This window comes from Oscillospiraceae bacterium MB08-C2-2 (genome assembly GCA_035621215.1).
GTDB lineage: Bacteria > Bacillota > Clostridia > Oscillospirales > Ruminococcaceae > WRAV01.
Genome location: CP141729.1, coordinates 1,204,545 through 1,220,396, shown reverse-complemented (window position 1 = coordinate 1,220,396; position 15,852 = coordinate 1,204,545). Strand labels below are relative to the sequence as shown.

The 15,852-nt window shown below is 42.8% G+C and carries 15 protein-coding genes and 1 tRNA gene; 2 read left to right on the top strand and 14 right to left on the bottom strand.

Features of this window, described 5'->3' with window-relative positions:
• Nucleotides 1–99: 99 nt before the first annotated feature.
• The 11 genes from U6B65_05445 to U6B65_05395 all read right to left on the bottom strand — a co-directional run bounded on the left by U6B65_05445 (nt 100) and on the right by U6B65_05395 (nt 10,849).
• The gene (locus U6B65_05445) at nt 100–1,371 is read right to left on the bottom strand and encodes a hypothetical protein (protein WRS28577.1); all 1,272 of its coding nucleotides are present in this window, start codon (nt 1,369–1,371) and stop codon (nt 100–102) included.
• Nucleotides 1,343–2,350, bottom strand: a complete 1,008-nt coding sequence (locus tag U6B65_05440) for a hypothetical protein (protein ID WRS28576.1) — start codon at nt 2,348–2,350, stop codon at nt 1,343–1,345. The genes U6B65_05445 and U6B65_05440 overlap by 29 nt, the downstream gene beginning before the upstream one ends.
• 4 nt (nt 2,351–2,354) lie before the next feature.
• Nucleotides 2,355–2,999, bottom strand: a complete 645-nt coding sequence (locus U6B65_05435; protein ID WRS28575.1) for a hypothetical protein — start codon at nt 2,997–2,999, stop codon at nt 2,355–2,357.
• Nucleotides 3,000–3,001: 2 nt separating this feature from the next.
• On the bottom strand, nt 3,002–4,888 hold the full coding sequence (locus tag U6B65_05430) for an AAA family ATPase (GenBank protein WRS28574.1): 1,887 nt from the start codon (nt 4,886–4,888) through the stop codon (nt 3,002–3,004).
• 187 nt (nt 4,889–5,075) lie between these two features.
• Entirely contained in the window at nt 5,076–5,249 is a 174-nt protein-coding gene (locus U6B65_05425) for a helix-turn-helix domain-containing protein (protein WRS28573.1), read from the bottom strand.
• 183 nt (nt 5,250–5,432) lie between these two features.
• Nucleotides 5,433–6,473 (bottom strand): recombinase family protein, encoded by a 1,041-nt coding sequence (locus U6B65_05420; GenBank protein WRS28572.1) that lies wholly within the window; start codon nt 6,471–6,473, stop codon nt 5,433–5,435.
• Nucleotides 6,474–6,613: 140 nt separating this feature from the next.
• The gene (gene istB, locus U6B65_05415; GenBank protein ID WRS28571.1) at nt 6,614–7,411 is read right to left on the bottom strand and encodes an IS21-like element helper ATPase IstB; all 798 of its coding nucleotides are present in this window, start codon (nt 7,409–7,411) and stop codon (nt 6,614–6,616) included.
• On the bottom strand, nt 7,404–8,621 hold the full coding sequence (gene istA / locus U6B65_05410) for an IS21 family transposase (GenBank protein WRS28570.1): 1,218 nt from the start codon (nt 8,619–8,621) through the stop codon (nt 7,404–7,406). The genes istB and istA overlap by 8 nt, the downstream gene beginning before the upstream one ends.
• A gap of 117 nt (nt 8,622–8,738) precedes the next feature.
• A complete protein-coding gene (locus U6B65_05405; GenBank protein WRS28569.1) occupies nt 8,739–9,041 on the bottom strand; it encodes a hypothetical protein in 303 nt (100 codons plus the stop codon).
• Between the two features lie 281 nt (nt 9,042–9,322).
• Nucleotides 9,323–9,399 (bottom strand) — tRNA-Pro (locus U6B65_05400).
• Nucleotides 9,400–9,610: 211 nt separating this feature from the next.
• Nucleotides 9,611–10,849 carry an ADP-dependent glucokinase/phosphofructokinase gene (locus U6B65_05395; protein WRS28568.1) on the bottom strand — a complete coding sequence of 413 codons (1,239 nt, stop codon included), beginning with the start codon at nt 10,847–10,849 and terminating at the stop codon, nt 9,611–9,613.
• Nucleotides 10,850–11,229: 380 nt separating this feature from the next.
• On the opposite strand from U6B65_05395, the gene U6B65_05390 reads away from it, so the two are divergent.
• Nucleotides 11,230–11,706, top strand: coding sequence for a YbaK/EbsC family protein (locus tag U6B65_05390; GenBank protein WRS28567.1), 477 nt, complete (start codon nt 11,230–11,232; stop codon nt 11,704–11,706).
• A 40-nt stretch (nt 11,707–11,746) separates the two neighbouring features.
• Nucleotides 11,747–12,301 carry a GNAT family N-acetyltransferase gene (locus U6B65_05385; GenBank protein ID WRS28566.1) on the top strand — a complete coding sequence of 185 codons (555 nt, stop codon included), beginning with the start codon at nt 11,747–11,749 and terminating at the stop codon, nt 12,299–12,301.
• 79 nt (nt 12,302–12,380) lie between these two features.
• On the opposite strand, the gene U6B65_05380 is transcribed toward U6B65_05385, so the two are convergent.
• The 3 genes from U6B65_05380 to U6B65_05370 all read right to left on the bottom strand — a co-directional run bounded on the left by U6B65_05380 (nt 12,381) and on the right by U6B65_05370 (nt 15,849).
• Nucleotides 12,381–13,514, bottom strand: a complete 1,134-nt coding sequence (locus U6B65_05380; GenBank protein ID WRS28565.1) for an AI-2E family transporter — start codon at nt 13,512–13,514, stop codon at nt 12,381–12,383.
• Between the two features lie 143 nt (nt 13,515–13,657).
• Entirely contained in the window at nt 13,658–14,635 is a 978-nt protein-coding gene (locus U6B65_05375; protein WRS28564.1) for an alpha/beta hydrolase, read from the bottom strand.
• 44 nt (nt 14,636–14,679) lie between these two features.
• Nucleotides 14,680–15,849 (bottom strand): sodium ion-translocating decarboxylase subunit beta, encoded by a 1,170-nt coding sequence (locus tag U6B65_05370; protein ID WRS28563.1) that lies wholly within the window; start codon nt 15,847–15,849, stop codon nt 14,680–14,682.
• Nucleotides 15,850–15,852 lie beyond the last annotated feature (3 nt).

The window sequence follows — 15,852 nt, the reverse complement described above, 5'->3', positions numbered from 1 at the left end:
ACATCACGTTTATGCGGGCTTTCTGTTGTGTCATTAGGTCAAAATAGATGCAAGCTATTGCTCATACATACTTTAGGTTTAAAGCATCTACATATCAAGTCATTTTTGACAAATAACGAGAGACTCTCTTAATCGAATTTTTTGCCCATCAGCATTAGCACATTGACTTGATGTTCGTAATTTCCTTAATGCATTTACGGTTTTTAGCGCCCATCCTTGCTTTACGGCAATATCAGCTAGTATTAGATCAACAGGTATTTCCACCCCAGCATATGCTGATGTAGCAACAACAAACCATAATTGAGCATTAGGGGCTGCAACTCGATAGGACTCTTTAAAAATTTGTTCCATATCGTAGAAGTAAGCATCAATCATTTGTGGAATATCTTTATTCCACAACAATTCTTTTTTTCCTTGTACTTGTTCTGAAATGTTTTTTGCCCAATCAGAATTAGCTTGATCAATAGTATTCCACTTGTATTGTACATGAGAGCGTAATGTTTCTTTCCTTATTAGCCTTAACTGCTCATTATTTGTCACATAGCCCCCAAGGAATAGTTCTGGTCTATAGATATCCGAATAATCAAATGAGTTTAAATAAGGTGGTGAAAAAACTACCAAATCAACATTCCTGCTATCTATTTTCAACAAAGATTTTCGAGAGTCACCATCAAAAAAATCCCGATTTCCTACCAATAAAGGTGACTGTTCTATGTCATTTATTATATTTAAACTCTCTTGTTTAAATATACTCCTTAGTTCTATTGATGAAAATGCAAAAGTATCCCAATTCTTTTTATATCTTAAACATTTACCATCTTTTTGTGCATTGCAACATTTCATTGTCGCTGAAAATAATGCCAGCATAAAAATATCTTTATTCTGGCATTCGTTTATATATCGTTTTAATGCCTCAAATCCGCGTAAAACGCTCCTGTTAAAAAGCCATTTATCTCTGATTCCATTTGGTGAAAACGAAGATTGATTTTCCAATGGGCTTGAAATTTCAAATGGAGTTTTATCTAGGATATAACTCAATTCCTTTATGAGAGTTTCTTTACTACTGTTTTTAGCTTGACATTTTGTCTTTCCAACAAAACTCATAAATGGATTGACCTCTAACCCTATAGCATTACACTCATTTTGTAGTGCAGTTAATGGAGTTGTTCCAGACCCGGAAAAAGGGTCTAATACTGTCAGTGTTTTCTTTCTATTTATTGCCCTTGTTTCACTTATAGCTCTATGCACTAATGTATTTCCAAAACCTTCTTTAAACTCATACCATCGATGACGGGGTGATTCCATATTTGTTGAGAAATTCGGTATGCAGTCACCAGTATAATTATGATTCCAATTTGCTTCTATAGGCATATTGTTCTCCTTTTTTGCTCGCACTTTCTGACTCTAAAAATATTATAATGTAGTCACCTTTGGGTGGAATTAATGTTTCTTCCACATGACTATTGGTAATATGATCTTCTTCTGGTCGGCCATCATAACATGTTAAATACGCTTCGTTAATTGGCTCTCTTTCTAAATAAGTCTTAATTTGTCCGATGCCTTCAATAATTCTATCAGCATCGTAACTAGTATTGTGTTCATTAATACCTAGCCACTTAACCTCTATAACATAGTGCTGACCCGTAAAAAATGCGTAGATATCAATATCGGTTCTATCTCCTGCATTTGTTTTGGTTTCAATTTTTGTATGACCATCATGAATATGTAATTGGAACCACTCAAAAAGAGATTGCTGAAATATATCTTCAGTTCTACCGCCTTTTAGTATTCGATTCTTTTTGTCACTCCAGTACGTATCCATTATATTTATTAAACGCATTTTTCTATGATCTTCAATTACAAGCTTATAGTCCTTGCATGATCTTGAATTCTTGGAAAAACGCACTTCTGAAACTGATAATGGATGTGCTATATTAATTCTTTTTGCTAACCTTCCATCTATATAAATTTTTAGAAGCTCACCCTCTAAACGAAAAATTACATTTTTAGAGGCTTCTCCGTATTTAGAAATTTCAAGTTCATCCGCCGATTGTAGATCACTACACAAAGCTAGCTTATGATCCAAGTTAATACAAACAACCTCTTTTCCACTTTCAGCAAATCTATTAAGGTTATCATAACTTAACTCAATGGAACTAATAAAATCCCGTTTAAATACAAAAGCTACAACCATTGCTCCGCAATTTATGTAAGTCGTATTCAGTTGATCACAAAAAATAGTAAGCCATGACTTAAAATCATTTAAAGGCATATTAAGTACTCCCGATAATTCAATAGAATAATCAGCAATAGTTTGAATAAGAATATCTCTATCCATATCAGATAGCATCTATTTACACCTCCTGATTAGTTGCCAGTGCCTGCATACGTTTTTGCAAATAATCAATAAACAAATCACTGACAAATATCGTTTTACTAGCTTCCTTTTCAAATTGAAATGCATCGAGAATAATTGTTAAATAATTAAACACGTCATTTTCGTCCAAATCATTAAAATTAAGAGTAACACCATACCCGTTTTTTTGATTCTTTACGAAAAGAGGTTCAGAATATACAATATTTTTTATTTCTCTAAGCAAATCTCTTTTAATTATGACTTCGAGCAGGCATTCGATTATGGATGAAATTTGTAAAGCTGTCTGGTCATTTTCACGTAAATATTTAACCCAATTTTCGCCGCTTTCTATCAATTCATACTGGCAAGATATATTGCCTCCAAAAAAATGTATATTATGCATTTCCGCCATATTTCTAAAAACTAAAATATCTGAAGCGTTTTGAATATTTCGATCATATGGCCCGTGCAAATAAGTTTCATGACCTTTATCTAATAAAGTTGTATTCATAAACATTTGCAGGCAATCACTCAAATAAATTAATTTTTGTAATTGTATTTTAGTCAATAATTGCTTGTTTTTTTTAGCGTAAAACAAGCATAGCGCCACATCACGCATCCTTAAAAGTAATCCTGATTGCATATCTATATACCTCTCAAAATTTCATCACGTATTGTTAGCAACTCAGTTGAATTCTTTTGAATTTCAGAAAGTTTTCCATATTCTAATAAATCAAAAATAGAATATTGCATATTTTCTTTTTTTGATTTACCGACTAGTAATTGTGCTAAGCCTAGTTTTTGAATGTTATTTGACAAAATAAGCTTATTATCTTTTTCCAAAAATTCAAAAAACATCTCAACAACATTATTAACATAGCTAACATCAAGAGCCGATTCAGGTGTTTCACACACAAAAGTACCACTGGTACCTGTTAACTCTTGATTCAAAACAATTAACGATAATCTAAATGCAATATCTAAAAAAAATCTTTGTGCTTCAGAACAATCTTCCGGATTTTTTCTTGCTTCTTCATCAAATACCGGTATGAAATATTTTATTTCCACAAATTTATCTGGGCTATTTTCATATTCTAATGTCACTGTTTTCCCTAAAAACGAGGTCGCAACAGTTTTATAGATGTCCGATAGACGTTTATATCTTTCTTCAAAATCGTTCATAAATCTCTGGTATAACCTATCTGCTTCAGAGGTTTTAATTTTAATATCACTTTCCAAACCATCTCGAGTAGAAAGTAATTTTGCATGCTCAACTTCAATATCTTCGAATTCCTCTTCTGAATTCACCTCATTAACATTATCGGCATTTATAAATAATGCATAATCTATTGTATTTACTTCTTTTCTTATTCCAAAAATATTATCATCCAAAGTTTGAATTTGATTACGCAAATGAATAATATGGGTATTAGCGTTATCTCTCGCTATTAGTTTTTCATTGAGCTGAGAATTGCAATCATCTATTTCGTTAGTTGAAATATGATTGGGTTCATGATGTTTAACACCGCAAACTAGGCACTCACCGAGTGAAGCCCTTTCACGGGCAATCGCCCTATAAGTTTCTGTTTTTTCTCCACAATTAGGACAAATACCGTTAGCTACAGCTTTTTCAAACAATACATTTATTTTTTCACCATATTGAGATAAACTTCTAGATAAAAAATCTGCTTCATACGTCCTAATAATATTAGTTATTTTTAAGATTTCCTCAGCTAAAATTGCTCTTCTCTCTTCAAACTTTTTCAAGTCATTTGAATGATTTTCTCTTTCATTCAGATATATTTGCAACTGCTGGCTCAATTCATTTTTTCTGCGGAGCATTTCATCTCTTTCTGGAGTTAATGCCTTTGTGCGAGTTAATGTTTCCTTTTCAGCCAACGCTGCTATTTTATTAATTCTGACTGTGGTATGCCTTTTTGTACTATCTAAATTTTTTATTTCAGCCCTCAGTTCACGGTACTTCTTTTCATCAATTATATCATTACTCAAAATCATTAAGGTTCTAACTTGAGCATCATAATCCCATGTCAAGGTTCTTCTACTTTCTGGCAAGTATAACATACGATTAACAATAAAAACAAAACTATCGTAATTATCGTAATTACCCTTTTGAACAATTTCTTCTTCAAAATACGCTTCATCTATGGTTTGATAATTAACAATTAACGAGGTGATTTTATTATTATTTATCCCTCTGGTTATTTGAAAATTACAGCTTCCTAAATTGAAGTCTATCATAATGTCAGCGGTCGTTAACATTTCTGGATTCACACGTTTTTTAAAAAAATCATTATTCCATCTTAGACTGGTAATTGACTCTACTTCTTTGGTATTCAAGCCACCTGTCAGAGCATAAATTATGCTCTGCAGAAGTGTCGTTTTACCTAAGCCATTACCTCCTAATAAAATACTAAGAGATTTATTGAAATCTATCTCAACTATCTCATTTTTAAATATTTTGTCAATTCCCGTTACTTCCATTTTATTAACAAGCGGAAGATAAATAGCCATAGATATTCTCCTTTTATCCCATTTTACGGATACCTGTTTTAAATCTTCTTACATATTCACTGGTTTTACTTATCACTTGATATAAATCATTTTACCTTTTTTTACAATAGCAGCAATTAACTAAGCATAAGGTTGATAAAACAACCTATCAATTCTGAAGCATTGTCCAGCCATATATACTTTCTTTCTAATCGCCATTTTTATATCGACCATCCTTAGGCTTCGTAGCATCCTTAGGTATTGCCCAAGTAACCCCAAACCGAACAGCGCCCGGTATCTTACCCTGTGCGCAAAGCACCTGTACCCGGCGTGGAGTGATTTCCCATTTTTCCGCTGCTTCTTTCGCTGTCATATAGTCCATTAGAACGTTCCTTTGCCGAATAAATATTGTATATATTATATATCGCAGCGGCGAATAAAGCAATCAAATTCGTGTAAATTATGGAAATATTCACAGTATTATGGTGAAACGAATTGAAAAATAGCAAAAATTCTACCCAAAGAAAAATGCCGCCAGCATTTGTGGCGGCTTCTCCTGCTATCTTTATTCACCCGGCAGCTCTTGTTCCATTTGTGTATTTCCCTTAAAGGTAATCCGGATGCGGTCGGCGGATAAAATCTCCACCTTATCAATCACAGCCTTGACTACATCCTCCCGGTATTCTTTCAAGCTGAGATCGGTATGTTCCATCATGTAAAGCAATTCATGAATTCGGGCTTGTGTGTTTTGGGCGAGCATGGTCTGCTCTTGGTGTTCGCCAAGCTGATTCTGTAATCCCTTTATCTCCGCTGCGATTTCCTCAAACTTGGCCTCGAAGTAATCTGCACCGGCGCTGGATTTGGAGCTGAGTTCCACCAAATCCATCATCACGCTCTGCAGCTCGGCGATACGGTTTTGGACAGCCGCTTCATTGAAGCTGTCATCATCCTGTGAACCGATGGCAAGCTGCAGGCCTGCTTTGAGGGTTTCGATGACATCAGCCTTATCCTCATCCAACCGGTTCAGGGCGGCGACAATGGCTTGGTGCAACCGGCTTTCCTCAATGGTAGGGGATTCCTTGCAGTATTTCGTGCCGTACTCCAAGCGGTTGATACAGCGCCAGACCACCTTTTTCTTGCCATTTCTCGCCCAAGTAACCCTGCGGTATTGTGTCCCGCATTCACCGCAGCAGAGAAGCTCAGTCAGCGCATATTTGCTGCTATATTTTCCTTTTTCGGTTTTCACAGCTTTCTTGGCCACCTTACGTTTCCCGGCTCTCCGGGCGATTTCCTCCTGTACAAGGTTGAATAAATCCTTTGATATAATCGGCTCATGGTTTCCAGTTACATAATACTGGGGGATTTCGCCGTTGTTTTTCCGGGTTTCCTTGGTCAGGCAGTCCACTACATAGGTTTTCTGCAGCAGGGCATCGCCGATGTAACGCTCGTTCCGGAGCATATACTGCAGTACGCCAACTGACCATTCCTGCTTACCGGTGGGAGAGAGAATGTTGTCTGCCTCCAGCGATTCCTTTATTTTTCGGACGCTGGCACCGGAGTAATAGCTCCTGAAAATCCGCTTGACAATTTCCGCTTCCTCCGGCACAATTTCGGGCTGACCGTCCTCACCTTTTTCGTAACCTAAAATGCGGGAATATTGATGTCAACGGCGGTTTAAATTTGCAATAAAACGCCGAATAAATTTTGTAGGTTTTCGGCGGGAGGAATGTCGGGTATAAAGTTAGATTACTGAGCGTTCTGCTCAAACAAGGTATTGACGATTTGCTGCTTTTGCTTCATGTACTCTTTGCGCTCTTTCAGGCGATAACTTTCGCCCTTGATGTTGATGACGGTACAGTGGTGAAGCACTCTGTCGAGGATAGCGGAAGCAATGGTAACATCGGCAAAAACTTCATTCCACTGGGAAAAAGTCTTGTTTGAGGTAAAGATGGTAGAGGCTTTCTCGTATCTTTTGGCAATGAGTTGAAAGAACAAGTTAGCGCCTTGAATATCCATGGGCAAATACCCAATTTCGTCGATGATGAGCACCTTGTAACGGATGAGGGTGCGGAGTTTGTCTGGTAGCCGATTCTCGTAGTGGCTTTTCTTCAGCTGCTCAATGAGGGTATGGCAGTTGATGTAGTAGGTGGAGTAGCGGTTTTTGGCGGCAACCATACCCAGCGCATTGGCCAGATGGGTTTTGCCAACGCCAGGTGGCCCCAAAAACACTACATTCTCAGCATTCTCCACGAACCGCATGGTAGAAAGCTCGTCGATCTGGCGCTTGTCGATGGAGGGTTGAAAAGAGAAATCAAAGTCCTCCAAGGTCTTCTTGATGGGGAAGCCGGACATCTGAATCTGCTTCTCGTAAGCTCTCTGACGCTTGCTCCTAGCCTCTTCGGTGAAGATATGATCGAGGACATCCACAATGTTGAGTTCATCCTTGATAGCTCGTTCCAGGTAGTTGTCGATGATCTCCAGGGTATTGCGCATTTTGAGGGATTCCAGGTTTTCTTTGAGTCGCTCGTACAAAACTTCACTCATACTGCGCCACCTCCGCTACTTCATCGTATGCGGACAGACTTGGCGGCCGGATAGGAAAATCAATGACATTGTCGCCGTCCAGCAAGGTGTTTTCGATGTCAAATGATTGCTTAAGGGTTAATCTTCGGTAATGTTGGGCATTGACTACCATATCTTTTTTCTGGTACGATATGCGGTGCAGGGCGATTTGCTTTCCTTCGTAGTAGGCGGCAAGCATGTTGTCCAGGGCTACGACTGCCACATCTCTGCCGACGTATTCTGCTGGTACAGAATACTGATTGCCGGCATACGAGATGAGGCAGTCTTTTTGTACCCGGCGCAGGTTGATTTTGTCGATGATATATTCTCTGGAAAGGGGGCTGAGGCCCTCTTTTTTTAGCCTCTCAAATGGAATCTCATTTGTGGTGGCGTGCACTTTCCCATTGACCTTGTTGCACCATGCCACGGCCTGTCCGTTTAGGTCGTCAAGCGAATTGTACCGGATTCCCACCATGAAATTATCCCGAACAAACGCCACTGTCCGCTCCACCTTGCCCTTTGTCTGGCCCCGGTAGGGTCGGCACAATACCGGCTTGAACCCGTAGAATCCAGCAAAATCCTCAAATTGTCGGTTGAGCGTGCTGTCCTCCTGCCGGAGCAGACGCTTGACGACCACCTGCTTCATGTTGTCGTACAGTATCTCCTCCGGGTAGCCGTGAAAGTACCGAAATGCGTTCTGGTGGCAGCGGATCAGCGTGTTGGTGCTCATGTCCGTCACAAATTCTATGTACCGCATCCGGGAGTATCCCAGCACCATCAGGAAGCAGTACAGCTTCTTCTGTTTCCCATCTTCCAGCACAACATGATCTTCAAAGAATGCCCAGTCCACCTGGCCTTGTAGCCCCGGCATCGTCTCAAACCGCACCGTTGCTTTCTCATCCAACTGTCCTTTTTTCCCTCGCACGTAGTGCTTCACGATGGAGTATTCTCCCGGAAATCCCATTTCCTTGATCTTCTCCAGTATCCGCAGCGCCGAATACGGCGCTTCTTCCAGCCACACGTCAATCTGTTCTTTGTATGGATCCAGTTTTGATGGCTTGGGATCTGTCAGGCTGTACACCGGTTTTGTGTCGGCCTGGGCATATCGTTTTGCTGTGCGTGGGTCTATGTTGTACTTGCGGGCGATCTCTGTGTAGCTCATTCCTTTTTGGCGGTCGCTTCGGATGTCCATCCAGTTGTCTCCTTCCATTTTGCCACCCTTTCTATCTGCTTTTTACAGACAGAAAAAAGTGTATCATATGTCATCCCTATCCGCCAGAAAACTGCATTTTTTAATTGGCACTTTCCTTCATTTTATCATCGGCGCTGACACGGTCACGCCCCACAGCTCGCCGTTCCATTCCTCCACAGTCGGGTTGATGCTGTACACCTTTCGGCTGAGATCATCATCGAGGTAAACGGCGAGGCCACGCTCACCCTCATCGGGCAGCTTTTCTTTCTGAATGAGGGCAAGAATTTCATCTTCGTATTCTAAAAGCTCGGAGGCAGATAAATCCTCCCGATAATCGTCAAGATCACCCCATTCGTTTTTTCGGTAGATATGGGGGAAGAGGGGGCTGAATAGCCGCAGGGATTGCAGTTCATTTTTCATGGTGCATCCATCCTTTCTTTTTGATTTTGGGCGCAAAAAAAGCGGCTGTGTTTTTCAGTTACGAAGAACACAGCCGCTTCAAAATTGCCCTGTAGGGTATTGGCTTTATTAAATTGTTTACCGGACTGATTCCGGCCTAAAACGAGAAACACCCCGCTTTCTTGTTAAAAAGCGAGGTGCATCTATGAAAAACGAGGGTCTTGAATTTTTCATTCAAAACCCTCGTCAGGCCGCATAAACACTGGCTTTTTCAGCCTTGTATCTATTTTGACCTAATCTTCTGGTCGAGGTGACAGGATTCGAACCTGCGGCTTCTACGTCCCGAACGTAGCGCGCTACCAAACTGCGCTACACCTCGTTAAAACTTGCCAGAAAATCGTTCTGACAACACAAATAAAAATAACATAAATTGGGGCAATTGTCAACTTGAAATCCGTCAATTCCTTAGAGAAGTGTTTTACAAGGAGTGAAGTTTTGCAATATCAATCATCAAAACCAGGTATGGTCTCTAAAATATAAAAATGCCACTCCCCCTAAACAGAAAGAATGGCATTTGAAATTAAACAATATTAAAAACAGGTCAGCACGCCAGCCGTGAAGGTATCTCCTAAACCGATACTGGCGGTGGGGTGCTCCACAGGCTTTGAGGGAACAAAGATAATTCCCTTAGGGGCAAGAGTGGCCCGCATTTCCTCCCCTAAGGGGCTGTTGGGTTCGTCCTGAATCGCCAGCACCTGCCCACGGGTCCCATATACCCCAAGCCTCGCCTTTGTAGAGGCGGTTAAGCCACCCATGGCAAGCCCAGCTTCAATGTCACAATCCAGAGGATTTCCATAATAAAGAGCCCCTTCCCGGGTATGAAGAACAAGGCCCTTCTGTGGCTTGAGAACTTCCATTGTGCGGCACAATGCACGATACAATCCTTCGGCGCTGGTATCCGTTTCTCCGGTCAAAGCAAAAATCTCTTCATCGCTGCATCCCAGAATATCGATGGAGGTATGAAAGCTCTCCATCATATAGGTGAGCCCGTCCGGTACACGGAAGGGGCCGCACTCATAATAAACCAGAGGAGGCTTTTTCATTTCGGAGATATATTTGGCCAGTAGGCGGGGGTGGCCCACCAAGTCTTCCTTATTCACCAAATTGCTGAGAGCGGATAGCAGCAGCACCGGTACATCCTCCCGATCCCGCAGTGCATGGAAAAACTCAGGCTGCAAAGGCAGATGGGTGTTTACATCGTTGCGTGAGAGCATAATTTTGTTGGCTACCGGCGCACGGTATTCTTTGCCCTGAAAGGTCAGGCAGGCACCCTTGGGAAACTGAAAAATGTAGTGAGGAGCCTGCATTTCGATTCCCGGGTTGTATTCCATACCGGAAACCGGCCCCTCTGCGGACGCCATAGAAAGCGAAGGATAGCGGAGGTGTTCCAGCAAAGGACTGCAAATCACAGTCATATGCAGCAGAGCAGGAAAGCCCAACAAGGAAAGCACCTTAGCGGCGTGGGTACCAGTTCCGCCCACGGCACGATTGGAAACGTTGGCCTCCGTTTCAATATGCCTGCCAATTTCCGGGGAAACAAAGCATTCGGTGCCCCCACGGGGGAGATGATACAAAAAAAGGTTTGCCACCTCCTCCATGGTGAAAGCCTGTCCGTAGTGGCGTGGGACGGTGGCGAACCGGTCAACCCAGCTCTGCACCAGTTCCTCATCCCATCCAATAAGCAAATCCAAATTACTGGCCAGTCCGCAGGCAATCAGCCCCTTATCCTTCCGATCCATCATAGCCACCGCACGTTTATAAGCATCCATTCTTTTTGGCCCCCTTTATTCAACAGCTGCGTTGTTGCAGTTCACTTTCTTTGTATAGTATAGCGATTTTATTTTGCACATTCAATAGAATTTCAGGTGCTTTGCTCTTTGTAATTCCTTTTAAAAGGAACCAATTGTATGGGATTCAATCCAGTGAAAAATTATTTAGGTAATATATACCATGGCGGCACTCTTTTATGATACAATACAGCTATAGTTGAATAGAAATAAAAACTTGGTTTTTATTCCAGCGGCCAAAGGCTGCGGGCCGCAAAGTGGCCTGTTCTTCCTGCATATTCAAATAGATTTGAAAACACTTTGGTTTTCAATCTGTTTGAATGTATATGTAGGAAGAACGGCAGAAAAAAGGAGAATGCAAAATGTCCATTGAAAAGGTGAAGGAGTATTTTCGGCCTTATGGCATGGAGGCAAAAATCATCGAGCTGGAAAGCTCCAGCGCAACGGTTGAATTGGCAGCGCAGGCTTTGGATGTGATTCCGGCCCGCATTGCCAAAACGCTTTCCTTTTCCGAAGGGGAAGGGTGCCTGCTGCTGGTAACAGCGGGGGATGCCAAGATCGATAACAAAAGCTATAAGGCTCGATTTGGAGCCAAGCCCCGCATGCTTGACCCCCAGACAGTGGCCTCACTGGTGGGCCATAAGGTGGGCGGTGTATGCCCTTTTGCTATCCCAAAGGATATCCCGGTGTACCTGGATGAATCCCTCCGGCGCTTTGAAACAGTTTTTCCCGCCTGCGGCAGTGGAAACAGTGCCATTGAGCTGACCTGTGAGGAGCTTTCTCAGTATTCGGGGGCTCAGGATTGGGTGGATGTATGCAAGGGCTGGCGGGCTGAATAGACTGGCAATTTAATGAAAACGCAGAGGGGAGATCATCTATATGAAAACACCGGTACTGGAAACCGAAAGAATGCTTTTGCGGCCGCTGCGCCAAGAGGATGCCCAAACTGTTTTTGAAAGATGGAGCAGCGACCCCGCTGTTGCCCGGTATATGATTTGGGAGCAGCACCAGAGTGTGCAGGATACACTGGATTGGCTCAAGATGGAAGAAGCCAATCTGGAAAGCCCCACAAGCTATGTCTGGGGTTTTGTTCTCAAAGAGGATGGGTTGCTGTTTGGCTCCGGGGGGCTGAATTTTAACGAGAACCACGGTATGTTTGAAATAGGCTATAACATTATGCAGAGCCGCTGGAATCAGGGATATACCACCGAGGCAGCACGTGCTATGCTGGATTTTGCCGTGCTGGAACTGAAAGTTGACCGTATTTTTGGCCACCATGCCAAGGAAAACCCAAACTCCGGCAAGGTTATGGAGAAAGTGGGTTTTGTTTATCAGCGGGATGGGCAGTATGTCAGCTTTGGCGGCACCCGAGCCTTTGAAAGCCGGGAATATCTGCTGACCCTTCCGGCACCTTGGCAAAAAGACCGGACTTAGTCAAGGCATACCCCTGTACATTACGGAAAGAATGGCTCGAATAATAAAGAAAGCCTACCACTCTGGCAGGCTTCTTCTATTATTCGGGTTGTTTCGCTTGGCTTTTCTGTGCTTCAAAATGTAAAACAGCATCCTCGAGAATGTTTTTAAGCACGGCCACAATGGGAATTGCAGCAATCATACCAAATATCCCAGCCAGTGCACCCCCGATGCTGATGCTGATGATCACCAAAAGCGGGCTGAGAGAAAAGGAGCCTCCCATCAATTTGGGCTGGATGATGTTGCCGTCTATTTGCTGGGTAATCAGCAGAATCACGCCTGTTAAAACAGCGGCGGGAATTCCCTGTGTAAAAGCCACCACTACGACAGCTACCAGCGAACCGATGATAGAGCCGAAGTAAGGGATGTAGTTTACAATCCCCAGCATAATCCCCAGCACCAGCGCATATTGAGAGCCCAGAAGATAGAGCTCGATGGTGGCAATGGTTCCGAGAATACAGCCATCCAATGTTTGAGTATACAAATACTGTTTAAAGTTGTGATCCAGATCACGGGTATATTTTAAAATAATGTCATAGGCTGTGCTGGGCAAAAAGGCTCTGAGCAGTCGGGTAAAATACTGCTTGAATTTCTCTTTTTCCGATAAAATGTAAATGGACGAAACAACAGCCAGAAAAGCACTGAATAACGCAGAGGAAACCCCGAAAATCGCTCCTATAGAAGCGGAAAGCCGTTCCATACTAAAGCTTCGGATAGAAGCAACCAGCTTGTCCATGCTGATATCAAGGTTTATAATGCTCAGCTCGTTGATGGTATCAATAAAATCACGGGCGCTGTTGTAATACATTTGAAAATTCGAGAGAAAGAGCCGGATGCTGCTGTAAACAGAAGGGACAACCAAGCGGAGAATCAAAACAATAAGTAAAAGCGCCAACACATAGGTGAGCATGATGCTCAAAAACTTCTTTCTTTTTCTTAGAAAAAGGATTTCGCTTTTACCCAAAAAACGTTGTATGGCACCACTGGGAATGCTAAGCACATAGGCCAAGGCAAAGCCCATAAAGAAAGGCGAAACAATACCGGAAAACTGCCTGATCCAATTTAGGATGACCTCTAATTCCAGTATAATTTTATAAGCGGCAATGACTGCGACAGCCAAAAGAAAATAAGAAAGCAGTGTTTTGAATTTCTGGCTTTTAAAAATCTCTTTCATAAGGAGCTTCCTTCCAGCCTCCCCTAGGCAATATGTTGTGCCTCCAAGCCACAGGGTGGCATATAGAGCCAATAATAGGCGTATCCCATTTATGCTTATTGGGTGTCCTTGATAATAAGATGCACTAAATTATATCAAGCAAATTATTTGTATTCATCCATGACTTGCGCAAAGAACGAAGTTATATCTTTGTCAATTTCCGTCGAGGTTTCATGACCAATTCCTTGAAATGTATGAAATTGGGCTTCGATGCTCTGGCTTTCATATAGTTTTTGGCAGTTTTCCCATCGAACCTTCATATCCTCGCCTAAAACCTCCGTAATGATTTTGCGTTCCAAATTGGAATAGGCATCATCGAATGGAAGGGAGTCGTTTTCGTCCTCTGCACCCATGTAATAATACTGGGGGACATTGGCAAATGCAGACAACTGAAATGTCAAATCGGCAATTTGTTTAATATCAGAAATGCCTACGGGATAAATCAGTTCATGACCTTGGAGACTATCCATAGGGAGAATCGCCATGCTATTCAAACCACCAGCTGCAACTGCTGCCACTCTTTCTGGATATAGAGCGGCGAAGCGGTTTGCAAAACTACCTGAAGCTGAAAAGCCGTTAAGCAATACCTTGTCCTGCACATAAATGTTTTTTGCACGAAGAACCGTTCTTGCATCGTCAATCATGGAATTCAACTGTCTGTCAATCCTCGATAAGGCACCATTTTCGCATAAAAGAGTGTCTCTGTCCAATGCATGTGTATACATTTGCCAATCCGTTTCCGGCCTGTCAAAACAAGGTATAATTAAAGGAACTCCCAGCTTTCGTGCGATACGATTCGATTGGCCGAACCGAATCGTATTATAGGCAGCGTCCCTATGTGTTTTGTGGTTATCATCCACAGAGCCTGTATTGTTGCACTCTACAAGCAGGAATGTTTGATCGGCTGCATTCAGTGTATCGGGTATAAATAAGTAGTACTCTGTGTAAAAGCCTTTATCCCGGTTGGCCTCTATCTTAACTATTTTCCCGCCTACTCCTACATATCTGTAAACTGCGAAAAAGGCGGCAAACAAAAAAATACACAGAAAAAACGCAGGCATAATCAACTTTTTTTTCTTCATACAGGTCTCCAAATTGCATTTTTGGTTTATACCTTATGTTGGCTTTATCCCCAAAAGGCGATAAAGATACCCGCCAGCAAGGCCGAGCCGATGGTGCTGGAAACAATAGGGCCCATGGCATGCATCAAAAGATGATTAGAGGGATTGTATTCCTGAGCGATTTTTTGTGAAACGCGGGCTGCCATAGGCATGGCAGAAACACCTGCATTTCCGATCAATGGGTTAACCTTGCCGCCCGTGACTTTACACAGCAGCTTGGCAACCAGCACGCCGCCCGCTGTTCCAAAGCAGAAAGCGATAAGCCCCAGCAAAATCACCAACAGGGTTTTGGGGTTCAGCATACGATCCGCTGTAGCGGTGGCGCCGATGGAAATACCAATGAGCAGGGTTAAAACATTGAGAAGGTCGTTTTGCAGAGAGCGCACCAGCCGATCGGTGACACCGCTTTCCTTTAAGAGGTTACCCAGCATCAGCATCGCTATCAGCGGGCCTGCGGAGGGCACCAGCAAAAGAGTGGCCAGAGTCATGGCCAGCGGGAAGATAATGCGATGGCGGCGGGTTACCTTTTCCGGTGCGGGCATTACAATCATTCGTTCCTTCTCGGTGGTGAGGGCCCGCATAATGGGGGGCTGAATCAGCGGCACCAGTGCCATATAGGAGTAGGCGGCAATGGCAATGGTGGGCAAAAGCCCCGGTGCAAGGCGGTCAGCCACATAGATGGAGGTGGGGCCGTCCGAGCTGCCGATGATGCCAATAGCCGCAGCCTCCTGTATGGTGAAGCCCTCAAAGGCTGGAATGATGGCGGCCAGCCCTTTACCGGCTAAGAGTGCGCCGCCGAGAGCCACAAAGATGCCAAGTTGGCCCCCCAGCCCGATGAGGGCACTGCGGGGGGAAGCAATCAGCGGGCCAAAATCAGTCATAGCGCCAATGCACAGAAAAATCATAGGCGGATAGATTCCCAATTCAATACCCCGGTATAAATAATAAACCAGACCACCCTGATCGTGGGCCGAAAGAAAAGCTAAAGGTATATTGGCGATCATCATCCCAAAGGCAAGGGGAAGAAGCAAAAGTGGCTCATACTTTTTTACAATGGCAAGATACGCCAGAAGCAAAGCCAGAACAATCATAATCAGCTGCGGAATGGTGATCTCCATAAAGCCGATGCTGGAAAAGAATTTTTGCAGGGTAGTCAGTTCATTAATGGGAATCATCTC